Source organism: Streptomyces sp. XD-27, assembly GCF_030553055.1.
Taxonomy (GTDB): domain Bacteria; phylum Actinomycetota; class Actinomycetes; order Streptomycetales; family Streptomycetaceae; genus Streptomyces.
The window spans coordinates 4,616,084-4,639,004 of record NZ_CP130713.1; the positions used below are offsets into that span (position 1 = coordinate 4,616,084).

Genomic DNA, 22,921 nt, shown 5'->3' on the forward strand with positions numbered 1-22,921 from the left:
GTGCCGCCGTGGCCGCACGGCTCACGGGGTGCGGCCGTTACGCCAACCGTGGGGGAATCGGGCATTCCGCGACGTGTGGGGCGGGTGATCCGCCAGCATCGGTGGGGTGCTGAGTACGGCCGCGCTGCGTGCGCATCTGCTGGCGGCGCGGCTCGCCGGGCCCGTGGCGACGACCCGCGAGCAGAGTCTGCGCCGCTATCGGCTGTTCGCGGCGCGGGACCCCCGCGCGCTGATCGGCATCGAGCCCGAACGTGACTGGTCGTTTATCGAATTACTCCATTTGATGGGCGACCGGTGTGGCGTCTCGGTCGATCCGAGGCTGACGTCCGGCCATGATGTGATCGATCCGGATCGTACGATCGAGGCGCTGGACGCCTTCGCGGGGCGGCTGCGGGCTGCGGCGGTGGCCGCCGCGCCCGTGCTGCTCGGCACCGGGCACCCCCACCGACTCCTGGGGTTCTACGCCTCGTTGGCGGCGGCCCTCTCGGCGGCGGGCTGCTGTGTCCTCACCCCGGCGCAGGGGAGATGTATCGACATAACGACCCGGTTCGGGCTACGTACGCACCGCCTCGCCTACGTACGAGGAGTCGCGCTGGTGCGCGAACCCGGCGTGCGTGCGTCGGCGAGTGAGCCCGGCGCCCACACCCATTCGCCGCTCCCGGTCCGCATCGCCCTGGCCTGTGCGGCGGAGGCCGGCAGCCCGTTGCCCGGACTGGTCATCGGGGACCACGGATGGGTCTGCGGGGCAGGTCAGCTGGGCATTGAGGCCATCGGGCTGGCGGACAGCGACGACCCGGCGCCGTTCGTCGGACAGGCCGAGGGACGGGTCTCCGTAGTCGTTCCGCTCGACGACACAGCGCGGTCCGACTGCTACCGGCCGCTTACTCGCTATGTACTCAATCGGGCATGTCTGTCACAGTAGGCGTGCGATCGCTACTCCTCTTCCTCACTCGCATCACCCGCCCCTAACCTGGGGAAGAGCGCGCATGCGAGCAGGAGTCACCGGAGGGGAAGCCGGTGCCCGACATGTGCGGAAGGTTCAGGTGTGTCATGGCTGCTGACCAGAGGCCTCTGAACGAGGTCGTGTTCCTGACCGTGGCGGAAGTCGCCACGGTGATGCGAGTCTCCAAGATGACCGTGTACCGCCTGGTGCACAGCGGTCATCTGCCGGCAATCCGGGTGGGGAGGTCCTTCCGGGTGCCGGAGCAAGCGGTTCATGATTACCTCCGCGAGAGCTATGTGGGGGTGGAGTCCGCCTGACGGCACCCCTCGGATTACGTCGTTCGCCCGGTGCCGGGTAGGCTGGCCCGATGTAGGTCGTGTGGGCTCGGACGCCCCGCACCGAGTGAATCGAAGTGAGCGAGGGTAGTCGTGGGCTCTGTTATCAAGAAGCGGCGCAAGCGGATGGCCAAGAAGAAGCACCGCAAGCTGCTCAAGCGCACGCGCGTCCAGCGTCGCAACAAGAAGTAAGCGGCACTGAGCACGCCTCGCAGCCCTTCCACCGCACCTGGTGGGAGGGCTGCGGTGTTATACGGCCAATGGTGTGCCGGGTCATCGCGCCGCAACATCCAGCCGATACGGTGATCGACACAGCCCGGTCCGGGATTCGGGCGAGGTCGGAAGGAAGGCGCTGATCTTGGGGAAGGTCGTGCTCGTCACCGGAGTCGCACGTCAACTCGGAGGCCGTTTCGTACGCCGGATCCAGCGGGAACCCGATGTCGACCGGGTGATCGGCGTGGACACCGTCCCGCCCGAGCACCACCTCGGCGGCGCCGACTTCGTCCGGGCCGACATCCGGCAGCCCACGATCGGCAAGCTGCTCGCCGAGACCAGCGTCGACACGGTCGTCCACATGGACGTCAACGGCACCCCGCTCGGCCCGCGCGGCAGCCGCACCACGGTCAAGGAGACCAACGTCATCGGCACCATGCAGCTGCTCGGTGCCTGCCAGAAGTCGCCGTCCGTACGGCGGCTGGTGGTCAAGTCCAGCACCAGCGTGTACGGCTCCGCGCCCCGCGACCCGGCCGTCTTCGGCGAGACCACACCGCCGAAGTCGCTGCCCAGCGGGGGCTTCGCGAAGGACACCGTCGAGGTCGAGGGATACGTCCGCGGCTTCGCCCGCCGCCGCCCCGACGTCGCCGTGTGCGTGCTGCGCTTCGCCAACATCCTCGGGCCCTGCGCGGACTCGCCGCTCGCCGAGTACTTCGCGTTCCCGGTCCTTCCCACCGTCGTCGGCTACGACCCGCGGCTGCAGTTCGTCCACGAGGAGGACGCCATCGAGGTGCTGCGGATCGCCGCCTCCGAGGCGCGCCGCGGCACCCTCAACAGCGGCACCTTCAACATCGCCGGCGACGGGGTGCTGCTGCTCTCCCAGGCCGCCCGGCGGCTGGGCCGCCCCACCCTCCCGCTGCCCTCCCGGCCCTCACCTGGGCCCGTACCGCGCTGCGCTTCGTCGGTATCACCGACTTCTCGCCCGAACAGGTCCGACTGCTCACCCACGGCCGTGTGGTGGCGACCCGGCAGATGCGCGAGACACTAGGTTTCGAACCGAAGTTCAGCACCGCCGACGCCTTCGCGGACTTTGTGCGCGGCCGGGGCCCCGGGCTGCTTCCGCCCGATGCCGTCGCCCGCACCGTCGACCGGCTCGCCTCGGTGCTGCCCGCCGACCGTACCGCCGACCGCGGCCAGAAGTGAGGAGCGTACCCCTATGGCGGATGCCAAGGTCATCCCGTTCGGCGAGGAACCGCGGTCCCGGCGGCGGTCCGGCCTGGCGGCGGGTGGGCGGAGCGGCGGACGGACGCAGAGCCCGCTGAAACCGGTGCCCGCGCAGCGCGACGAGGACGTGCTCGACGGCGCGCCCAGGAGGCCCGGTGCGGAACCGGAGCCCGAGGCGGGCCCCTGCCAGGACGGTTCCGGCGCGCCCGGGGGCGGCTGGGAGCGGAAGCTCGCGCGCGGGCTGAACTTCCTGCGCCGCCGGGTCACCGGCGACTACGAGGTGGACGACTTCGGGTACGACCGCGAGCTGACCGACCACGTCCTGATGTCGCTGCTCCGTCCGGTGTACGAGAAGTACTTCCGGGTCGAGGTGAAGGGCATCGAGAACATCCCGGACGCGGGCGGCGCGCTGGTGGTCGCCAACCACTCCGGCGTGCTGCCGCTCGACGCGCTGATGCTTCAGGTGGCGGTGCACGACCATCACCCCGCCGAACGCCACCTGCGGCTGCTCGCCGCCGATCTGGTCTTCATGCTGCCCGTCATCAACGAACTGGCCCGGAAGGCCGGCCACACGCTGGCGTGCGCCGAGGACGCCCAGCTGCTGCTGGAGCGGGGCGAGGTGGTCGGTGTGATGCCGGAGGGCTTCAAGGGCCTGGGCAAGCCGTTCGCGGAGCGGTACAAGCTCCAGCGCTTCGGGCGCGGCGGCTTCGTGTCGACGGCGCTGCGGGCTGGCGTGCCGATCGTGCCGTGCTCGATCGTGGGGGCCGAGGAGATCTATCCGATGGTCGGGAACGCCAAGACGGTCGCCCGGCTGCTGGGCTTCCCGTACTTCCCGGTCACCCCGACGTTCCCGCTGCTGGGCCCGCTGGGTGCGGTGCCGCTGCCGACGAAGTGGACCATCCAGTTCGGCGAGCCCATCCCGACGGACGGGCATTCGCCGGAGGCGGCGGACGACCCGATGCTGATGTTCAACCTGACGGACCAGGTGCGCGAGACGATCCAGCACACGCTGTACAAGCTGCTGGTGCAGCGCAGGTCGGTGTTCTTCTGACGCCGCGCGGGGACGCGCGCGGAGGACGCACGGGCAACGTGCGCGTGTGACGCATGGGGGACGCACGCTGTGGGCCCGCTGCTCATGAGGAGCGGGCCCACAGCGTCCGTGCTAGCGCGTTTCCTCGCCGCCGAGGCCGAGGTCCGGCAGGAGTCCCGGGAGCAGTGGCGGGATCGTCACATCCGGCTTCGGCTGGGCGCTGCTGTCCCCGACGCCTCCGGCCGACGGCAGTGGCAGACCTGCCTCGCGCGGCGGGTCCAGGAGGCCGTCCGCGCCGGCGATCAGGCCCTGTCTCTCCTCGCCGCCGGACGGGGACGGGCTGGGGCTCTGGGCGGCACCCTGGGGCTGGCCCGCGCTGGCGGGTGGTGCCGACGGCGGGAGCGCGCCGTCGCGGTCCGACGCGCCACTCCGTGCCGTTGCGCTGCCCGACGTGCCGTCGGAGGTGCTCCGCGCCGCGCCGGGGGCCGTCGGCAGCAGCGACCGCAGCGGGCCGACGTTCTCGTCTATGGCGTCGAGGACCGAACTCACCTCGTGGCTCACGTCCGTGAGCTGCACGGGCAGGGCGCTGCGCAGTCGGCTCCAGCTGTCGCGGTGGGACTTGGCGAAGGAGTCCAGTGACTGGATGGGGCCGAGCGAACCGTCGTGTGCGTACGCCTTGTACAGCAGCCGGTGGCCCTCGGCGGCGTCGTGCCGCATGCCGGACAGGGCCTTGCGGACCTCGCCCAGCTCCTCGTGGTCCAACTGCCCGGAGCGGGCGCGCTCCATCAGCCGCCGGGCCTCGCTCATCCGCGTCGACGCCTGGTCGAGATAGATCCGGCCGCGGTCGACGTCGCCGTCCGCCAGGTTCAGCTTGAGGTCTTCCATGCCGCGCTTGAAGCCGTAGAGCGTGTCGCCGGGCAGGGCGTCCGAACTGGCCGCCGCGACCCCGCCGAAGGCCCCCGCGGCCACCCCCACCGTCAGCCCGCCCGCGGCGAGACCTCTGGACCAGCGGGACCGGGGCCGGAATCTGGCGAACGGCTTCGTCCGGCGGGTGCCTTTGCCGTCGCGCTGCTCGGGGACGCGCGACCCGCGTTCGGCGAATGCCGCTTCCATCGCGGCGATCAACTCTGCCCGCTGCGTGGTCCTGACGCCGGGGTCCAACTCCGGTGCCGGCAACTCGCCGAGCCCGTTCGCCAGGGCCAGCAGCCGTGCGCGCTCGGCTTCGTCCGCCGGTGCGCCGGGCCGCCCGGCCGTCGTGTCCTGGAGGTCCTGGTGCTGGTCCTCCAAGGCCTCCAGGGCCTGGGCGAAGGCGTTCGCCCGCCGGTGCGCCGATACCTTCGCGATCACAGGCGGCACCTCCTCTCGTCTTATGGCGCTGGACTCCCCCGGACACCCGGAAGGTTGCACACTCTGGACGTGGCCACTCGATCGAGTGAGTGGCTGCGGGCAGGGCGTGGACCGCAAGGAGCCTGCATTCCGCACAACGAGCGGCGCAGCACAGGGGTTACGCACTCCGGATGAGCGGACCGCGTGACCCGGGGCCGTTCAGCGGGCGTCGTCCGGGAGGAGTCGGGCCAGTGTACGGACGGCCCGGTACTGGAGGGTCTTGATCGCGCCCTCATTCTTGCCCATGACCCGCGCGGTCTCGGCGACCGACAGGCCCTGGAGGAAGCGGAGGGTGACGCACTCCTGCTGCTGGGGGTTGAGCTTGCGGACCGCCTGGAGCAGGGCGGCGTTGGACAGGGACTCCAGGACGGAGTCCTCGGGGCTCCGCTCGACCTCGTTGGCGTCGAGCATCTCCCCGGTGGTGACCTCCAGTCGGAAGCGGCTGGACTTGAAGTGGTCGGCGACGAGGTTGCGGGCGATGGTCACCAGCCAGGCGCCGAAGTCGCGGCCCTGCCAGGTGAAGGTGCCGATCCGGCGCAGGGCGCGCAGAAAGGTCTCGCTCGTGAGGTCCTCGGCCGTGGCCCGGCCGCCCACGCGGTAGTAGATGTAGCGGTAGACGGTGTCGGCGTACTGGTCGTAGAGGCGGCCGAACGCCTCGGCCTCGCCGGACTGGGCGCGCTCGACCAGGTCCATCATCCGGCGGCTGTCGCTGTCGACGGTGGGGCGGCGGGTGGTTGTGGTGGTGACGCGGGCCCGTCTGCCGACCGCCGCGCTGCCGTCCGCCAGGGCGTAACAGGGGCTGGCGGCGCCGACGGGCGCGGGTGCGGCGAGGGCGGGGACGGCGTACGCGGTGGGGACAAGTGCGCGCAGACAGCCGGAGACTGTCGCACGGAGCGTAGCCAGGCCCGAGGTGTCAACCCCGACGTGTGGGTACACGGGACTCCCAGAGGCAGAGCTTCCATCACGTGCAGTGCGGGACCGTTCACCCGTCGTAGGGACGTGTGGGTACCGGTTGCGTCTGAGGAGAATAACGCTTCGTACAGGCGACGCTACACCCAGTTGCTCAAATCATCGTTTCCGCCCGCTCCGTTACCCAATGACGTTCGTTCAAGTACCAAAAATTGAACGGGAATTGATCGAAACGATTCGTGATCTGCCTGGATGCATGGCGTGTTGTGGTAAACCGCCGTTGGCGCGACTGGCATGGCCGTGGCGGGGTATGAAGGAAAGATTGACTGATTCCGCTCAGGGGTGGCGGGACCTCGGTGATGCGGCGTCAACTGATCGCGACGGCGGTCGTCAACTCGACGAACCAGCAGGTCGGCGGCCCGGCGGCGTGGTGAGGCGGCGGGCTGACGGGGGCTGGGGGAACGCGGGGCGCGTCAGCGCCTGCGGCGGTGCACCGCCACGGCGGCCGCCGCGCCGCCCGCCAGCGCGCCCACTCCGGCCGCCGCCGGGATGCCGATCCTGGCCGCTTTCCGGCCCGTACGGTAATCGCGCAGCCGCCACCCTTGCTCACGGGCGTGTCGGCGCAACCGGGCGTCCGGATTGATCGCGTATGGGTGTCCGACGATGGACAGCATCGGGATGTCGTTGGAGGAGTCGCTGTACGCCGCGCAGCGGGACAGATCCAGCCGCTCGGCAGCCGCCAGCGCGCGCACCGCCTCGGCCTTGGCGGGCCCGTGCAGCGGCTCGCCGACGAGCCGGCCGGTGTAGACGCCGCCGACGGACTCCGCGACCGTGCCCAGCGCGCCGGTCAGGCCGAGCCGCCGGGCGATGATCGTCGCCGTCTCGACGGGGGCGGCGGTGACCAGCCAGACCTTCTGCCCGGCGTCGAGGTGGGCCTGGGCCAGGGCGCGGGTGCCCGGCCAGATCCGCTCCGCCATGTACTCGTCGTAGATCTCCTCGCCGATGGACATCAGCTCCGAGACCCGGTGGCCCTTGACGATGGACAGCGCGCTGTTGCGGGCGTCCTCCATGTGGGCCGGGTCCTCGACGCCCGCGAGCCGGAACCAGGTCTGCTGCCAGGCGAACCGCGCGAGCTCGCGCTTTTGGAAGAAATGCCGCTTGTACAGGCCGCGGCCCAGGTGGAAGATCGCGGCGCCCTGCATCACGGTGTTGTCGAGATCGAAGAACGCGGCGGCCCGCGCGTCGCCGACCACCGGGAACTCCGGCTCCTCGGCCGGTCGCACGGCCGCGCTGGGCTCGGCGGGGGCCTCCAGCGCGGACTTGCGCGCCGCCTCCGCCGCGGCTTCGCCCGCCAGCACGCTGCGTGCCGTGGCGGAACGCCTACGGGTCAACCATCCCAGTGCGCCCATGGCGCGAGCATAGCCAGTCTGTTCGGTTGAACCGGAGTCGGCGGGGATGCGGCGGTGTGAACTTTTACGGGCCGTGTACGGGCACTTTGCGGGCCGGGTACGGACGCTTCACGGCCGTGTACGGGCTCGGGCGCCGCTCATGGCGCCACCGCCGGTCGACCGCGTACGGGCCCGCCGTCAGCCGCCGAGCGCCTTGCGCAGCCGCTGCGGGTCCACCCGCCAGAAGTCGTGCTGCTCGCCGTCGACGAGGATCACCGGGATCTGCTCCCAGTACTTCCGGTGCAGTTCCGGGTCCTGGGTGATGTCCTTCTTCTCCCACGCGGCGCCCAGCTCGCCGCAGACCTGCTCGATGACGGTCTGCGCGTCGTCGCACAGGTGGCAGCCCGGCTTGCCGATCAGCGTCACCGTGCTGTCGGCGGGGTTCTTGCGGGCGTTGCGGCGCAGCAGCGGACTCATGGGGACCATTGTCGCCTGCGACGGTGTGTTCGAGAAAACGCTTCCGTTTCGACTACCATCGTGGGCGTTTTGTTGGTGTCCGGGGGCATAGCGGTAAGGGGTGACAGCGCGTGCTCACGTCGGCGCACCCGCGACTTCCTTACTGGCGCGTACGGCGGGAACGGCGCGGCCCGATACCTGGTTCCATGATGAGCGGGAAATCGTGCGTGACACCGGTCACTTTGGTCGGACAAAGCGGACACCATCTTTGTGCACGCGTTCACAAAGACATAGCCTGCTGTCGACGGGGCGGTCTTGGGACGCACGGCCGCCCGCAGCCCCGCTCTACCCGCAGGAGCACCGTGGCAACTGGCCGAACTCACCGACCGGCGACCCGAAGCCGAGGGATTCCCGAGGCCACCGTCGCCCGGCTACCGCTGTATCTGCGCGCATTGACCGCGCTCTCCGAGCGCTCGGTCCCCACGGTCTCCTCCGAGGAGCTCGCGGCCGCCGCCGGGGTCAATTCCGCGAAGCTGCGGAAGGACTTCTCGTACCTCGGCTCCTACGGCACCCGGGGCGTCGGCTACGACGTGGAGTACCTCGTCTACCAGATCTCGCGCGAGCTCGGCCTGACGCAGGACTGGCCCGTGGTGATCGTCGGCATCGGTAACCTCGGCGCGGCCCTGGCCAACTACGGCGGCTTCGCCTCCCGCGGCTTCCGGGTCGCGGCCCTGATCGACGCCGACCCGGCGATGGCGGGCAAGCCCGTCGCGGGCATCGCGGTGCAGCACACCGACGAGCTGGAGAAGATCATCACGGAGAACGGGGTCTCCATCGGCGTCATCGCCACCCCGGCCGGTGCCGCGCAGCAGGTCTGCGACCGGCTCGTGGCCGCCGGAGTCACCTCGATCCTGAACTTCGCGCCGACCGTCCTCACCGTCCCCGACGGCGTGGACGTCCGGAAGGTCGACCTCTCCATCGAGCTGCAGATCCTCGCCTTCCACGAGCAGCGCAAGGCGGGCGAGGGCACCGAGGCCGAGCTGGAGCAGCCGGCGGCGCCCGTCCGCGCCCCCGTGCCCCCGACGGGCGCGGGTACCGAGGGCGGCCGACAGCAGGGGCCGGACGGGGATGTGCCCGCCGTGATGCCGGCATGACTCTCCTCGTCGTCGGACTGAGCCACCGCAGCGCGCCGGTGAGCGTGCTGGAGCGCGCCGCGCTCAGCGCTGACCAGCAGGCCAAGCTGCTCCAGGACACGCTGGCCGCCGAGCCCGCGGCCGAGGCGGCGGTGCTGGCCACCTGCAACCGCATCGAGCTGTACGCCGACGTGGACAAGTTCCACGCCGGTGTCGCCGAGCTGTCCACGCTGCTCGCCCAGCACTCGGGCGTCGGCCTGGACGAGCTCACCCCGTATCTGTACGTGCACTACGAGGACCGCGCCGTCCACCACCTGTTCTCGGTGGCCTGCGGACTGGACTCGATGGTCGTCGGCGAGGGGCAGATCCTCGGCCAGATCAAGGACGCGCTCGCCCTCGGCCAGGAGCTGCACACCGCCGGGCGGCTGCTGAACGACCTGTTCCAGCAGGCCCTGCGGGTGGGCAAGCGGGCGCACAGCGAGACCGGGATCGACAAGGCCGGCCAGTCGCTGGTCACCTTCGGCCTGGAGCAGCTCGCCGCCGGTACGCCGGTCGCGGACTGGGTGGCGGGCAAGCGCGCGCTGGTCATCGGCGCGGGCTCGATGTCGTCCCTCGCCGCGACGACACTCGCGCGTGCGGGTGTGGCAGAACTGGTGATCGCCAACAGGACGTTGGAGCGGGCGGAGCGCCTGGCCGACGCCCTTGCCGGGCGCGGGACCGGAGCGGGTACGGCGGGTATGCCGAGCGGCGCGGGTACCGTCCCGCCCGCGTTCGGTGCCGCGCCGACCGTCACTGCCGCCGGCTCCGACGCGCTGCGCGTGGCCGACGTCATCGGCATCGTGCCCGGCGCCCACACCGATGCCGGCCGGCCCGCGGCTGCCGATCCTGCCGCCGATGCCACCGCTGTCGGAACGGCCGGGGCCGCGTGCCCCGTGCACCCGGCCGACGTCACCGCGGCCCCGCTCGTCGCGCGTGCCGTCTCCATCGACGCCGTGGCCGCCGAGCTGCCGCACGCCGAGATCGTCGTGTCCTGCACCGGCGCGACCGGGCTCGTGCTGACTGTCGAGGACCTGCGGACCGCGTTCGTCCAGCGCGCGGCCTGTCCCGGCGGGCAGGACGCGCAGGTCGCCCTGCTCGACCTCGCCATGCCGCGCGACATCGACGCCGCCGTGCACCGGCTCGACGGCGCCCGGCTGGTCGACATCGAGACCCTCGCCGAGGCGTCCGCCGACGCTCCCATGGCCGCCGACGTCGACCGGGTGCGCGGAATCGTCTCGGCGGAGGTCGCCGCGTTCGCGGCCGCGCAGCGCGCCGCGCACATCACCCCGACCGTGGTCGCCTTGCGCACCATGGCCGCCGACGTCGTCGCCGGCGAGATCGCCCGGCTCGACGGGCGCCTCCCCGACCTGGACGACAAGCAGCGCGCGGAGATCACCCAGACCGTGCGCCGCGTCGTCGACAAGCTCCTGCACGCGCCCACCGTGCGGGTCAAGCAGCTCGCGTCCACCCCCGGCGGCGCCGGGTACGCGGACGCGCTGCGGGAACTCTTCGACCTCGACCCGCAGGCGGTCGCCGCCGTCAGCCGGGCCGATCTGAACGATGTGAATGGAGGGCGGGCATGACCACCGCAGCCTTCCCTGAGGACACCGCGACCACCGCGGCCGCGCCCGAGACCGGCGCGGCGGCCACCGGCGGCACCCCCACCGGCGGCACCCCGCTGCGCCTGGGCACCCGGCGCAGCACACTCGCCATGGCGCAGTCCGGCCAGATCGCCGAGAAGGTGCGCGCGCTGACCGGCCGCCCGGTCGAGCTGGTCGAGATCACCACGTACGGCGACACCTCCCGGGAGGCGCTCGCCCAGATCGGCGGCACCGGAGTCTTCGTCTCCGCGCTCCGCGACGCGCTGCTGCGCGGCGAGATCGACTTCGCCGTGCACTCGCTCAAGGACCTGCCGACCGGCCAGCCCGACGACCTGGCGCTGGCCGCGATCCCGCGCCGCGAGGACCCGCGCGACGCCCTCGTCGCCCGTGACGGGCTGACCTTCGAGCAGCTCGCCGCGGACCCCGCCCGGCCCGCCCGGATAGGCACCGGCTCGCCGCGGCGGATGGCGCAGCTCAACGCCTGGGCCCGGTCGCTCGGCGCCGGGCACCGGATCGAGGCCGTGCCGATCCGGGGCAATGTCGACACCCGTATCGGATACGTGCGGTCCGGAGAACTCGATGCCGTCGTCCTGGCCGCCGCGGGCCTCACCCGCATCGGCCGGATCGACGAGGCCACCGAGGTCCTGGACTCCGCCCATGTTCTGCCCGCCCCCGGCCAGGGGGCCCTGGCAGTCGAGTGTGCCGCGTCCAACGCGGACCTCGCCGCCACGCTCGCCGAGCTCGACGATCCGCACACGCGGCTCGCCGTGACCGCCGAGCGTTCCCTGCTCGCCGCCCTGGAGGCCGGCTGCAGCGCACCCGTGGGGGCGCTGGCCGACTTGCTGGCCGACGGTCAGGCTGTCACCGAAATGCGCCTGCGCGGCGTCGTCGGCACCACCGACGGCACGACGTTGGTGCAGCTGTCCACCACCGGTCCCGTACCCGCGTCGCCCCGCGACGCCGCCGCTCTCGGCCGCGAACTCGCCGCCGAGATGCTCGCGAAGGGTGCGGCCGGTCTTATGGGGGAGCGAGCACATTGAACCCCACCGCCCCTAACCACCCCGGCTGCGGACACGTCACCTTCCTCGGTGCCGGCCCCGGAGACCCCGGACTGCTGACGTTGCGCGCCGTGGAGGCACTCGCCGCCGCGGATGTGCTGATCGCGGATCCGCAAGTGCTCGACGTGGTCCGTGCGCATGTCCGTGCGTCCGTCGCCGCGGATGCCCAGGGCACGCCGCGGCAGACCAGCGCTGACGACACGTCAAGCGCGGCCGGAGTGCCCGTACTCAGGGACACCGCCAATCTTGTCATGACGGCCGCGCGCGGCGGCAAGCGGGTCGTCCGTGCGGTCGCCGGCGACCCCGGCCTGGACGGTGACGCCGCCGAGGAGATGCTCGCCTGCGCCACCGCGGGCATCGCCTTCGAGGTGGTGCCCGGTGTCGCGGCCGCCGTCGGCGTGCCCGCGTACGCCGGTGTGCCGCTGCGGGACGCGCGCGGCGCGGACGTCCGCTTCGTCGACGCCCGTACCGCCGACGACCGCTGCTGGAGCGAGGTCGGTTCCTCGGACGCGACGGCCGTGGTCTCCGCGACCCTGGAGACGGTCGCGGCCGCCGCGGGCGAGCTGGTCGCCGCGGGCCGCAAGCCCGACACCCCGCTCAGCGTGACCGTCGCCGGGACCACGACGCGGCAGCGCACCTGGACCGCGACCCTCGGGACGATCGCCCAGGTGCTCAAGGCCGCCAAGGTGCTGCCGTCGCCGGACGGCGCGCAGCCGGTGATAGCCGTGGTCGGCGAGCGCAGCGCGGCCGAGCGGCGCGACCAGCTCTCCTGGTTCGAGTCCAAGCCGCTGTTCGGCTGGAACGTCCTGGTGCCGCGCACCAAGGAGCAGGCCGCCTCGCTCTCCGACCAACTGCGGTCGTACGGCGCCGTGCCCAGCGAGGTGCCGACCATCGCCGTGGAGCCGCCGCGTACCCCGCAGCAGATGGAGCGCGCGGTCAAGGGGCTGGTCACCGGCCGGTACGAGTGGATCGCCTTCACCTCCGTGAACGCCGTCAAGGCGGTGCGGGAGAAGTTCGAGGAGTACGGCCTGGACGCTCGCGCGTTCGCCGGGATCAAGGTCGCGGCGGTCGGCGAGCAGACCGCCAAGTCGCTGATCGAGTTCGGCGTCAAGCCGGACCTGGTGCCGTCCGGCGAGCAGTCCGCGGCCGGGCTGCTGGAGGACTGGCCGCCGTACGACCCGGTCTTCGACCCGATCGACCGGGTCTTCCTGCCGCGCGCCGACATCGCCACCGAGACCCTGGTGGCGGGCCTGATCGAGCTGGGCTGGGAGGTCGACGACGTCACGGCGTACCGCACCGTGCGCGCCTCGCCGCCGCCGGCCGAGACCCGCGAGGCGATCAAGGGCGGCGGCTTCGACGCCGTGCTGTTCACCTCTTCCTCCACCGTGCGGAACTTGGTCGGCATCGCCGGTAAGCCGCACAATGTCACCGTCATCGCCTGCATCGGCCCGGCCACCGCGAAGACCGCGGAGGAGCACGGCCTGCGGGTGGATGTGCTGTCGCCCGAGCCCTCGGTGCACAAGCTGGCCGAGGCGCTCGCGGAGTTCGGCGCCGCGCGGCGCGCTGCCGCGATCGAGGCCGGTGACCCGGTCACGCGCCCGAGCGAGCGGCGGCCCGGATCTCGGAGGAGGGCACGGAGTTGAGCGGTACAGCGGCAGGCGGGTCGGTGTCGAGCGGTACGTACGGGCGGTTCCCGGGCGCGAGACCGCGCCGGCTGCGTACGACACCTGCGATGCGGCGCATGGTCGCCGAGACCCGGCTGCACCCGGCCGAGTTGATCCTGCCCGCCTTCGTACGGGAGGGCGTCAGCGAGCCGGTGCCGCTGGCCGCCATGCCGGGCGTCGTCCAGCACACCCGCGACACGCTGCGGAAGGCCGCGGTGGAGGCGGTGGAGGCGGGCGTCGGCGGCATCATGCTGTTCGGTGTGCCGGAGGAGTCGAAGAAGGACGCCGTCGGCACGCCGGGCACCGACCCGAACGGCATCCTCCAGGTGGCCATCCGGGACGTGAAGGCCGAGGTCGGCGACGAGATCGTCATCATGTCCGACCTGTGCCTGGACGAGCACACCGATCACGGCCACTGCGGGGTCCTGGACGCCGACGGCCGGGTCGACAACGACGCCACGCTGGAGCGCTACGCCGAGATGGCGCGGGCGCAGGCCGAGGCGGGCGTCCACGTGGTCGGCCCCAGCGGCATGATGGACGGTCAGGTCGGGGTCATCCGCGAGGCGCTGGACGGCATCGGCCGCCAGGACGTCTCCATCCTGGCCTATACGGTGAAGTACGCCTCCGCCTTCTACGGCCCGTTCCGTGAGGCGGTCGGCTCGTCGCTCCAGGGCGACCGCAAGACGTACCAGCAGGACCCGGCCAACGCCCGCGAGTCGCTGCGCGAACTGGCGCTGGACCTCGCCGAGGGCGCCGACATGGTCATGGTCAAGCCGGCCCTGCCGTACCTGGACATCCTCGCGCGGATCGCGGACGCGGTGGACGTGCCGGTCGCCGCGTACCAGATCTCCGGCGAGTACGCGATGGTCGAGGCCGCGGCCGCCAACGGCTGGATCGAGCGCGACCGGGCGATCATGGAGACGCTGACCTCCATCCGCCGGGCGGGCGCGGGCATGATCCTCACCTACTGGGCGACGGAGGTCGCCCAGCGGCTGCGGCGCGCGGACGCGTAGCACGGGAACGCGGCGCGAAATCACGTGCTCGCGGCGTCGTGATCTCGTTATGTTGAGCTGCCCAAGATCCCTCGGGGGGAGGGCGTTGAACGCCACGGCAGGCGTTCAGCTCCGCAGAGAGAGGTATCACGACCGTGCGCAGACACATCGGAAGGCACATCGGGTGGCGGCGCTCCGTATCGAGGAGCGCCGCCATCGGTCTTCTTGCGGCGACGGGGCTGCTGGGGGGCCTCGCCACCGCTCCGGCTCACGCCGAGCCGCTCGCGGGCACCGCTCCGCGGGCGGCGACGTCGTACTCCTTCACCAGCGCCTCGGGTGACTACATCGGGGGCGGCGGCTCCGGCTCGTACACCGCGCCCGCCGACAAGATCACCGTCAGCGGCACCGTCAAGCGGCTGACCGTCTCCATCCGCAACAGCGACGACACCGACGGGTGGGACATCGATCTGGCCGCGCCGGCGGGTGAGAAGCTGCGGCCCGGCGTCTTCCGCGACGCGGAACGCGCGTCCCTCGCGACCGGGCGCGCGCCGGGGCTGGACGTCTACGGCAACGGGCGCGGCTGCAACGAGGTGTACGGGGAGTTCGCGATCGATCAGATCAAGGCGGACGCCTCGGGCAAGGTGACCGTACTCGACGCCACCTTCACCCAGCACTGCGAGTCGGCGGACGCCCCGCCGCTCACGGGGACCGTGAAGGTGGGCGCCTATCCGCTCTCGTACGCGTACAACAGTGACGCGGGCGACTACATCGGGGGCGGCCGCAGCGGTTCGCACGCCAACTCCACCAGCACCTTCTCACTGAGCGGACTTGCCAACGGCTTCGTCAGGCTCGACGTCTCCGGGAAGCGTGAGCAGTGGCAGGTACGGCTGTCCGCGCCGGGCGACGAGGCGCTGAAGGCGGGCAGGACCTACCAGGCCAACCGCATGGGCGACGACGGCGCGGCGGAGCTGGACGTGACGCACAACAGCCGGGGCTGCAACCGCAGCAACGGCGAGTTCACGGTGAAGAAGCTGGTGACGGACAAGGCCGGGAAGGTGAAGGCGCTGGCGTTGACGTTCGTCCAGCACTGCGAGGGCGGGAAGCCGGCGCTGCGCGGCACGGTCCACTACTACGCCTGACGCGCATCAGCGTATGCGTATCCGCATCCGCTGATGCGCGCGTGACCTGACCCGAGTGCCCCGCCTCATCGTGAGGCGGGGCACTCTTGCGCGTACGGAGGGCGGGCGGGCAGCCGGGCGCAGCGGCGGCAGGCACGGGCCGAGGCCGCCACCAGGCCGTGCGAGGCGGCCGTGAGCACCCCGGCGAGCACGGCCAGCGGCCAGTTCGTGCCGAGCGGTGACGCGGTGGCGAGCGTGAGCGCGGAGAGCGCCATGGCCACGCTGGCGGTGGTGCCGGTCCATGCGACCGCGAGCGGCAGCCGCCGCGGGGTGGGCAGTCGGCGGGCGAGGGCGCCGGTGGCGGCCAGCGTGGCCACCGCGAGCAGCGCGGCGGCGGCCGAGACTCCGACGAGGGCGGCTGTCAACAGATCTGATCCGTGCGCGAGTTGCCCTGCCCCGCCGCGGCCGGTGGCCCAGATCGGGTACCAGCAGGCGATCAGGAAGGGGACGGTGAGGGCGACGGCCCGGGCGGTGTGCTGCGCCTGAGCGATGGTCAGTTCCTGCTGGCAGCTCGGCACGAGCTCCTCTACGGTCCCGAACTCGCGCACCGCCAGGTGGGCGGCCTGTTCGCGGGGCACTCCGTCGTCGGCGTAGGCCGCCACGGTGTCCGCGAGGCCGTCGCGTATCTCCGTGATCATCCGGGCCTTGGTCCGGGCCGGTCCGTGCAGGGCGGCGGTCAGGTCCGCGACGTAGCCGTCGACGGGGTCGTCGACGTGCTCCGCGACGGGGTCCGCGACGTGGTCCGCGACGTCGTTTGTGACGTGGTCCGCGATGAGGGCGGCCTGCCGAGGCGCGGTGGTCGCGCGGTCGGCGCTCATGTGGCGGTCCGGGGCGGTGCGGCGGGGTTGAGGACGGAGCCGATCGCCGCGGTGAACTCGCTCCATGCCGTCCGCTCGGCGGCCAGGTGGCGCCGCCCCGCGTCGGTGAGCTCGTAAGCGCGCCGCCGCCGTTCCCCGACGGACTGCCAGCTGCTGCACAGCAGCCCCAGCCGCTCCAGCCGGTTCAAGGCCGGATAGATCGTGCCCGTGCGCAGCTCCAGCGCGCCGCCGCTGCGGTATTGGACCGCGGCGATGATCGCGTAGCCGTGCAGCGGGCCCGGTTCCAGTACGGCGAGCAGCAACCCGTCCAGGTGTCCTCGCACCGCGTCTGCCCTCATGAGTAGGCAGCCTACCTAAAGTTGGTGTAGGCAGTGTATGTATTGGTAGCCAACGCATCCAGTATTCAGATCTCGGACCGTCTCGGAGGCCCCGCGGTGACCAAGGTGCTGCTGTCCGTCCATATCGTCGCGGCGATCCTGGTGGTCGGGTCGATCACCGTGGCCGCGTCGCTCTTCCCCCGCTATGCGAAGCAGGCGGTGCTCGGCGGGGAGGCCGCGGGAGGCGGGCGGGCCGCCGGGGTCGCCGTGTTCCTGCACCGGATCTGCGGCGCCTACGCCGTCGCCGGTGTCACCGTCCCGGTCTTCGGGATCGCGACCGCCTCCGAGCTCGGTGTCCTCACCGACGCGTGGTTGATCACGTCGCTCGTGCTGACCGTGATAGCCGCGGCGATCCTGGCGCTCACGATCCTGCCCGGCCAGCGGCGCATGCTGGCGCTGACGGGGGAGGGAGACGCGGAGGAGGGGGCCGCGGGGGAGGGGACCGCGGAGGAGGGGACTGTGGCGAAGGAGAAGAGGGTCACGGAGGCCGGGCTGTCGGCCGTGGCGGCCCGGCTGGCCATGTCCACCGGCGTCTTTAACATCCTCTGGACGGTCGTCGTCGTCCTGATGATCTTCCGCCCCGGTTCCACCACGGGCGGATAGGGCGGGCAGGAACGAGACCGCCCCGGCCGCACATCGCTGTGCGGCCGGGGCGGGCCTTCGCGTACGTACGGGTCACCCGGCGTGGGCGACGTCCACGATCAGGCGGTCACCGGACTGGGTCACCCGGAACGGCAGCTTGGCGCGGACGCCGACACCGACCTGGGTCTGGCCCTCGAAGCTCGCCCCGAACTTGGTGTCCTTGAAGGTCTTGTAGCCCTTGATGTCCACGCCCGGCAGCGGCTTCCCGGCCCGGCCCGGGTAGGTCTCCTTGCCGTCGTCGTAACTCGGCGCGTTGACGTAGATCTGGAGGATGGCCCCGCCCTTGACGGGGATCTCCTCGCCGGAGCCGTCCTGGTAGAACTTCTTGACGTAGCCGACGTGGTAGCCGATCTTGCCGCTGGCCCCGCCCTTGATGTCGAAGACCAAACGGTCGAAGCAGTCGTGCTTGCCGGTGCGGATGCTGGTCAGCGAGTCGCCGGCGGCGTCCGTGCGCGACTTCTCGCCCTTGCCCCAGTTCGTCGCGCAGGCCACGGTCCCCTTGGCCGCACCGTCGCCGAGCGTGGCGGCCCCCGCCGTCCCGGCCACCCCCGCGACTCCGGCGCCCGCCAGCGTGATCGCCGCCAGCGTAGTGCCCAACCGTCGCATGAATTACCCCCAGAAAGGATTGTGTGCAGGTACGTGAGGTGAGACGGTCCTTCGCGCGGCGAGGTTGTGCGCCCGTCGGCTTTCGGCCAGCGGCGTGGCGAATTCATCGCGAGGCGCAGGGTGTTGGTCAGCGGGCGGCCGTTGGCGGACACGGGTTGGCGGACACGGTTAGTACGGACGGCAGAGGGAAGTCGAGAAGGCCGGAAGACCGCAGCCGTCGTCGGGGGGAACGCGTGGAACCAGCCGCCATCGCCATCCGCATCGCCTCAAGCGCCGTCATGCCGCTGGTGCGGAAGCTGTTCGTACAGGAGGGGCCCGGAGCCGGGATCGTGGAGCGGGCGGTGCGGATCTCCTCACTGGTCTCGTTCCGCGGGGAGCAGCGGACCTTGAGCGAACGGGACCTGACCGCACTCGCCGGCACGCTCGTCGAGCGGGCGCTGGACTCCGCGGCGCCCGGGGAGCGGCCCGTCGCGGCCGACGAGGTGCGGGCGGTCGCGGAGGCGCTCGCCCGCACGCTGTGTGCGCTCGGGACGATCGATCTGGAGGACGCGCAGGCCGTAGGGCTCGGGCACCAGGCGTTCGCCCGGCGGCTGCGGGCCGCGGCGCCCGGGGCGGAACGCGGACTCTCCGCCGACGGGGCGCGTTTCCACGCGGCCCTGGTGGAGACCGCCTGCCTGCACATCCTGCACTTCTTCACCCAGCGGTCCACCTTCGTCGCCGCGACACTGGTCGCGCAGACCCGCGAGCTGGCGCGGATCCGGGCCCGGGTGGACGAGCTGGTCCGGCGGCACCCGGGGCAGTCGGCCGAGGATGCGTCGTTCGAGGAGCGGTACGCGGCCGACATCGTCACCAGCCACAATCACCTCACCATCTACGGCATCGACCTGGCGCACTCGCCCGACAGCTGGTCGCTGGAGACCGCGTACCTCGGCCTGGAGGCGGAGATCGGGCAACCGCCGACCGAGGGGCAACTGCCGACCCAGGGGCAGCCGCCGACCCAGTCCGTGTCCGTGTCCGGCGGAACGGGCCCCCAGTCCGTGCCCGGCGGGACAGGCCCGCAGCCGGTGCTCCCCGCCGAACAGGCGCTCTCCGGACGGGACCGGGTGCTGCTCCGCGGCGTCGCCGGTTCCGGCAAGACCACCCTCGTACAGTGGCTGGCGGTCGCCGTCGCCCGCGGCGAGCTGCCCAAGGCGCTGGAGACGCTGCGCGGGCGGGTCCCGTTCGTGCTGCCGGTGCGCCGCTTCAGCCGGGGCCACGGCAGCCGCGACGGCTTCCCCGTGTTTCCCGTACCGGAGGAGTTCCTGTCCGCCGTGCGCTATCCGCGTGCCGGCGCCCAGCCGCGCGGCTGGGCCGAGCGGGTGATGGCCCAGGGGCGCGCGCTGCTGCTCGTCGACGGGATCGACGAGGCCCCCGAAGGCGACCGCGAGCGGCTGCGGCGCGAACTGGCCCGCCTGCTCGCGCACTACCCGGGCAATGTGTGGCTGGTGACCTCGCGGCCCTCCGCCGTGCGGGAGAACTGGCTGACCTCGGAGGGCTTCGTGGAGCTGCGGCTGGCCCCGCTCAGCCGCGAGGCGGTCACCGCGTTCATCCAGCGCTGGCACGCGGCGGCCCGCGAGGAGGACGCCACCGACCTGGACCGTATCGACCACTACGAGCAGACCCTGCTCCGCACGGTGCGGATCACCCGGGACCTGGGCCGCCTCGCCACCAATCCGCTGATGTGCGGGCTGATCTGCGCCCTGCACCGGGACCGGCGCGGCTATCTGCCGCGCGGCCGCAAGGCCCTGTACGACGCGGCGCTGTCGATGCTGCTGGAGCGGCGCGACCGCGAGCGCGACATGCACAACACCGACGGCATCGACCTCACCCAGGAGCCCAAGGTCCAGCTGCTGCAGAAGCTCGCGTACTGGATGCTGGTCAACGGCCGCTCCGAGATGGACCGTACGGTCGCGATCGACACCCTCGCCCAGCACCTGCCCGCCATCCCGCACGCCGCGGAACAAGGCGGCCCCGAGGACATCTACCGCCATCTGCTCAACCGCACCGGGCTGCTGCGCGAGCCCACCCCCGGCTCGGTGGACTTCGTGCACCGCACGTTCCAGGACTACCTCAGCGCGCGGGCGGCCGTCGAGCGGCACGACTTCGACTTCCTCATCAACCATGCCCACCAGGACGACTGGGAGGAGGTCGTCCGCATGTCAGTGGCGCTGGCCAGGCCCGACGAGTGCGCGTATCTGCTGGACGGGCTGCTGGCGGCCCGCAAGGGCGTCCGGCCGGTGGAGTCGCGGCACCGCAAGCTGCTGGCGGCCGCCTGCCTGGAGCACGCCACCGAGGTGGACCCGGAGGTCCGGACCCGCGTCCACCGCTACACCCGCGACCTGGTGCGTCCCACCTCGCTGGAGGGGGCGCGGGCGCTCGGCTGGATCGGGGCGATCGTGCTGGAGATGCTGCCCGACCCGGTGGGCGTCCCGGAGGCGGACGCGCACCGGCTCGCGGTCACCGCGACCTCGGTGGCGGACGACCGCGCGATCGACTACCTCACCCGCCTGCGGGACCACCCCTCCTGGGTGGTCCGCAGCACGCTGGCGGGCGCCTGGCGGCGGTACGACACCGACCGCTACGCCGACGAGATCATCGCCCATCTCGACCCGCACGAGCTGGAGTTCCCCGTCTCCAGCCTGGAGGAGCTACACGCGCTGCGCCGCCTCGGCGGGCGGCCGTGTGTGCAGGTCACCGGCGCACTGGGCCCGGCCCAACTGGTCGAGGGCATCGCGTCGGACTCGCTCACATACCTGTGGCTCATGCACGACGTCGGCGAACACATGGCATGGCTCAGCGCCTTCCCGAACCTCGCCACCCTCCAGGTCCCGGCGACGCAGCGGGTGACGGGCGTTCCGGAGGGCGTCCAGGTCATCCGCGGCTGACGACGTGCGTGTGCCGGGCGACTCACCGCCGTGCACCGGGGGCCGAGGCGCGTTGCGCCCCCGTCACCGGCAGCCGGGCTGCTCGCCGAGCCAGGCCGTGGCGGCGCCGAGGGCCCGGCCCCGGTCGGTGCCGACGTCCCGGCGGTCCGCCAGGAACTCCTCGTCGGGGGCGATGGGGCCGTCGTAGACCTTCCCGGTGCGGTCGGCGTCCCTGGTCTCGGTGAGGACGAGGGCGGCGCCGTCGGAGAGCCGGTGGCTGACGTTGCCGGTGGTGCGACCGGCGCTCGGGGTGCCGAAGAACCGGGTCTGCGGGCGTCCATGGAACGCCAGGGCGAGGATCTCGCCCGCACTGGCGGTGTTGTCGTCGATGAGCACGGCGACGGGAGGGTTCTTCCGGGATACGGAAGGAGCGGGCGGGAAGGCGGGGCCATGGCGCAGCCGCCCGTCCTTGACCGTCAGCACACCCCGTTCACCGTCCGCCGCGACGAAGGCGCCGACGTCCCCGTCCCCCAGGACGCGCGCGACGACGGCGAACAACGGCCCCATGTCGCCGCCGGTGCTCGGGCGCAGGTCCACCGCCCAGCCGCAGGCCCCGTCGCGATCGGCGGTGGCCACGGCGGTCCGGCCTTGCCGTACGTATGCGTCGAGGGTGTCCCGCGCGCCCTCTACGCCGGGCAGGGAGAGGTACGCGAACGGACCTCGTCCCAGTCGACCTGGGAGCGGCGCAGGAACTTCTGCTCCATGAGGTCAAGCACGTGGCTGAGGTAGTCACGCGCCTGCGGCGACATGTCCCGGCCCGGCGATCCGCCGTCGCCGCGACCGGAACACCCGGTGCCTACCGCGAGCAGGGCGGCCATCACGAGGGCGGCGGCACGCCACCGGGCCTTCATCGCTCGTCGGCGAGCCGGTCGAAACGGCCTGCTCTGGCGGCGCGTATGAAGCCGCGCAGGGTGCCGGGGGTGATGGCGAGCACGGTGCCGGGGTGCTCGCTTTCGCGGAGGTGGATGGTGTCGTCGGGGGCGGCGGCCACGTTCAGGCAGTTGTTGCCCGTCTGGCAATAGGAGGACTTCTGCCATTCCAGCGTTGGCACGTTGACGCCTTTCATAGGGACTGGACGATGGTCCGGACGAGGTCACGGGACTCTTCGGGCTTCAGCGCCAACGATTCCAGCCGTTCAAGAATGTTGCGGTAGTTGGCGAGCTGGTCCTCGGCATCCAGGAAGCACGGGCCGTGCCACTGGTCCAGCTGAACCGTGTCGAGTTGGGGTACCGGCCCGGCGGCGTAGAGGATCGTCTGCCCCGAGCCAGGGTATTCGCCGGCCTCGAAGGGGATGACGAGCACGGTGATGTTGTCGCGTTCGCTCGCTGCCAAGATGTGCTCGAGCTGGGCGCGGGTGGTCCTTCTGCCGCCGAACCGCATGCGCAGCGCCGCTTCGTGAATGACCGCCGTATACGCGATCGGGGAGTCCCCGAAGAGGACCGCTTGCCGCTTGATGCGATGCGAGACGCGGTGCTCCACCTCGTGGGGAGGCAGCGGCGGCACCATCTGGTCGAAGACCACGCGGGCGTGCGCGGCGGTCTGGAGCAGGCCAGGCAGGCTGGATGTCTGAGCCGTGCGCAACGCCACCGCATGGTGCTCCAGTTCGGTGATGTCGAGCATGGCGGCGGGCAGGATCTCCCGGTACTCCTCCCACCAGCGGCGTTTGCGCCCCGGCGGCATCACGGCAAGAGCTTCGATTAACCCCTGGTCGGTGCACCCGTACATCTCCGCCAGGATGCGCACCCGCGCCGCGCTGATCCCCGCTCGCCCGGTCTCGATGTTGCTGACGCGGGCCTGGTCAGCGCCAAGGCGAGCGCCTGCCTGAGTGGCTGTCATCCCCGCGCGTTCGCGAAGCTTGCGCAGCTCCGCACCCAGGCGCTGTTGGCGGACCGTTGGCGCTGTCCTCATCGGTGCAAGCCCTCTCTTCCTCGTCCACCACAGTCTGCCACTCACCCACAACGGTCTG

General features: G+C 71.8%; 23 protein-coding genes and 1 pseudogene. 13 read left to right on the plus strand and 11 right to left on the minus strand.

Annotated elements, in window-relative coordinates:
* Nucleotides 1-106: 106 nt before the first annotated feature.
* The 5 genes and pseudogenes from Q3Y56_RS19860 to Q3Y56_RS19880 all read left to right on the plus strand — a co-directional run bounded on the left by Q3Y56_RS19860 (nucleotide 107) and on the right by Q3Y56_RS19880 (nucleotide 3,766).
* Entirely contained in the window at nucleotides 107-922 is an 816-nt protein-coding gene (locus Q3Y56_RS19860) for a phosphatase (protein WP_304463224.1), read from the plus strand.
* 128 nt (nucleotides 923-1,050) lie between these two features.
* Nucleotides 1,051-1,260, plus strand: coding sequence for a helix-turn-helix domain-containing protein (locus Q3Y56_RS19865; protein WP_014144137.1), 210 nt, complete (start codon nucleotides 1,051-1,053; stop codon nucleotides 1,258-1,260).
* A 111-nt stretch (nucleotides 1,261-1,371) separates the two neighbouring features.
* A complete protein-coding gene (locus tag Q3Y56_RS19870) occupies nucleotides 1,372-1,470 on the plus strand; it encodes a 30S ribosomal protein bS22 (RefSeq protein ID WP_003948845.1) in 99 nt (32 codons plus the stop codon).
* 166 nt (nucleotides 1,471-1,636) lie between these two features.
* Nucleotides 1,637-2,694 (plus strand): annotated as a pseudogene (locus tag Q3Y56_RS19875) (NAD-dependent epimerase/dehydratase family protein).
* Between the two features lie 13 nt (nucleotides 2,695-2,707).
* The gene (locus tag Q3Y56_RS19880; RefSeq protein ID WP_304463225.1) at nucleotides 2,708-3,766 is read left to right on the plus strand and encodes a lysophospholipid acyltransferase family protein; all 1,059 of its coding nucleotides are present in this window, start codon (nucleotides 2,708-2,710) and stop codon (nucleotides 3,764-3,766) included.
* Nucleotides 3,767-3,877: 111 nt separating this feature from the next.
* On the opposite strand, the gene Q3Y56_RS19885 is transcribed toward Q3Y56_RS19880, so the two are convergent.
* The 4 genes from Q3Y56_RS19885 to Q3Y56_RS19900 all read right to left on the minus strand — a co-directional run bounded on the left by Q3Y56_RS19885 (nucleotide 3,878) and on the right by Q3Y56_RS19900 (nucleotide 7,905).
* Nucleotides 3,878-5,092: a DUF5667 domain-containing protein gene (locus Q3Y56_RS19885; protein ID WP_304463226.1), complete on the minus strand. Its 1,215-nt coding sequence runs from the start codon at nucleotides 5,090-5,092 to the stop codon at nucleotides 3,878-3,880.
* Nucleotides 5,093-5,290: 198 nt separating this feature from the next.
* A complete protein-coding gene (locus Q3Y56_RS19890) occupies nucleotides 5,291-6,067 on the minus strand; it encodes an ECF subfamily RNA polymerase sigma factor, BldN family (protein ID WP_304463227.1) in 777 nt (258 codons plus the stop codon).
* A 446-nt stretch (nucleotides 6,068-6,513) separates the two neighbouring features.
* Entirely contained in the window at nucleotides 6,514-7,449 is a 936-nt protein-coding gene (locus Q3Y56_RS19895; RefSeq protein WP_304463228.1) for an HAD family phosphatase, read from the minus strand.
* 177 nt (nucleotides 7,450-7,626) lie between these two features.
* Nucleotides 7,627-7,905, minus strand: coding sequence for a glutaredoxin family protein (locus Q3Y56_RS19900; RefSeq protein WP_304463229.1), 279 nt, complete (start codon nucleotides 7,903-7,905; stop codon nucleotides 7,627-7,629).
* Nucleotides 7,906-8,246: 341 nt separating this feature from the next.
* On the opposite strand from Q3Y56_RS19900, the gene Q3Y56_RS19905 reads away from it, so the two are divergent.
* From Q3Y56_RS19905 to Q3Y56_RS19930, 6 genes are all read left to right on the plus strand, one after another.
* Nucleotides 8,247-9,038, plus strand: a complete 792-nt coding sequence (locus tag Q3Y56_RS19905; RefSeq protein WP_304463230.1) for a redox-sensing transcriptional repressor Rex — start codon at nucleotides 8,247-8,249, stop codon at nucleotides 9,036-9,038.
* Complete coding sequence (hemA, locus tag Q3Y56_RS19910) at nucleotides 9,035-10,639, plus strand: glutamyl-tRNA reductase (RefSeq protein WP_304463231.1); 1,605 nt, start codon at nucleotides 9,035-9,037, stop codon at nucleotides 10,637-10,639. The genes Q3Y56_RS19905 and hemA overlap by 4 nt, the downstream gene beginning before the upstream one ends.
* Entirely contained in the window at nucleotides 10,636-11,697 is a 1,062-nt protein-coding gene (gene hemC, locus Q3Y56_RS19915) for a hydroxymethylbilane synthase (protein WP_304463232.1), read from the plus strand. Before hemA ends, hemC begins: the two co-directional genes overlap by 4 nt.
* Nucleotides 11,694-13,358: a bifunctional uroporphyrinogen-III C-methyltransferase/uroporphyrinogen-III synthase gene (locus Q3Y56_RS19920; protein ID WP_304463233.1), complete on the plus strand. Its 1,665-nt coding sequence runs from the start codon at nucleotides 11,694-11,696 to the stop codon at nucleotides 13,356-13,358. The genes hemC and Q3Y56_RS19920 overlap by 4 nt, the downstream gene beginning before the upstream one ends.
* A gap of 23 nt (nucleotides 13,359-13,381) precedes the next feature.
* Nucleotides 13,382-14,392 carry a porphobilinogen synthase gene (gene hemB / locus Q3Y56_RS19925; protein WP_304465695.1) on the plus strand — a complete coding sequence of 337 codons (1,011 nt, stop codon included), beginning with the start codon at nucleotides 13,382-13,384 and terminating at the stop codon, nucleotides 14,390-14,392.
* Between the two features lie 134 nt (nucleotides 14,393-14,526).
* Nucleotides 14,527-15,510 (plus strand): hypothetical protein, encoded by a 984-nt coding sequence (locus Q3Y56_RS19930; RefSeq protein WP_304463234.1) that lies wholly within the window; start codon nucleotides 14,527-14,529, stop codon nucleotides 15,508-15,510.
* A gap of 65 nt (nucleotides 15,511-15,575) precedes the next feature.
* Here the strand turns inward: Q3Y56_RS19930 and Q3Y56_RS19935 are convergent, their stop codons facing one another.
* Both Q3Y56_RS19935 and Q3Y56_RS19940 read right to left on the minus strand, forming a co-directional pair.
* Nucleotides 15,576-16,367, minus strand: a complete 792-nt coding sequence (locus tag Q3Y56_RS19935; RefSeq protein WP_304463235.1) for a permease prefix domain 1-containing protein — start codon at nucleotides 16,365-16,367, stop codon at nucleotides 15,576-15,578.
* On the minus strand, nucleotides 16,364-16,705 hold the full coding sequence (locus Q3Y56_RS19940; protein WP_304463236.1) for a PadR family transcriptional regulator: 342 nt from the start codon (nucleotides 16,703-16,705) through the stop codon (nucleotides 16,364-16,366). Before Q3Y56_RS19940 ends, Q3Y56_RS19935 begins: the two co-directional genes overlap by 4 nt.
* Before the next feature lie 96 nt (nucleotides 16,706-16,801).
* Between Q3Y56_RS19940 and Q3Y56_RS19945 the strand changes: the two genes are divergently transcribed.
* A complete protein-coding gene (locus Q3Y56_RS19945; protein WP_304463237.1) occupies nucleotides 16,802-17,347 on the plus strand; it encodes a hypothetical protein in 546 nt (181 codons plus the stop codon).
* Nucleotides 17,348-17,419: 72 nt separating this feature from the next.
* Here Q3Y56_RS19945 and Q3Y56_RS19950 read toward each other — a convergent pair whose 3' ends face one another.
* Nucleotides 17,420-17,992 (minus strand): hypothetical protein, encoded by a 573-nt coding sequence (locus tag Q3Y56_RS19950; protein ID WP_304463238.1) that lies wholly within the window; start codon nucleotides 17,990-17,992, stop codon nucleotides 17,420-17,422.
* A 233-nt stretch (nucleotides 17,993-18,225) separates the two neighbouring features.
* On the opposite strand from Q3Y56_RS19950, the gene Q3Y56_RS19955 reads away from it, so the two are divergent.
* Complete coding sequence (locus Q3Y56_RS19955; RefSeq protein ID WP_304463239.1) at nucleotides 18,226-20,916, plus strand: NACHT domain-containing NTPase; 2,691 nt, start codon at nucleotides 18,226-18,228, stop codon at nucleotides 20,914-20,916.
* Between the two features lie 63 nt (nucleotides 20,917-20,979).
* On the opposite strand, the gene Q3Y56_RS19960 is transcribed toward Q3Y56_RS19955, so the two are convergent.
* From Q3Y56_RS19960 to Q3Y56_RS19975, 4 genes are read right to left on the minus strand one after another with little or no spacing between them, the layout of a single operon-like run.
* Entirely contained in the window at nucleotides 20,980-21,531 is a 552-nt protein-coding gene (locus Q3Y56_RS19960; RefSeq protein ID WP_304463240.1) for a S41 family peptidase, read from the minus strand.
* Between the two features lie 50 nt (nucleotides 21,532-21,581).
* On the minus strand, nucleotides 21,582-21,806 hold the full coding sequence (locus Q3Y56_RS19965; protein WP_304463241.1) for a hypothetical protein: 225 nt from the start codon (nucleotides 21,804-21,806) through the stop codon (nucleotides 21,582-21,584).
* On the minus strand, nucleotides 21,803-22,006 hold the full coding sequence (locus Q3Y56_RS19970; RefSeq protein WP_304463242.1) for a DUF397 domain-containing protein: 204 nt from the start codon (nucleotides 22,004-22,006) through the stop codon (nucleotides 21,803-21,805). Before Q3Y56_RS19970 ends, Q3Y56_RS19965 begins: the two co-directional genes overlap by 4 nt.
* 11 nt (nucleotides 22,007-22,017) lie before the next feature.
* On the minus strand, nucleotides 22,018-22,863 hold the full coding sequence (locus Q3Y56_RS19975) for a helix-turn-helix transcriptional regulator (protein WP_304463243.1): 846 nt from the start codon (nucleotides 22,861-22,863) through the stop codon (nucleotides 22,018-22,020).
* Between the last annotated feature and the right edge of the window lie 58 nt (nucleotides 22,864-22,921).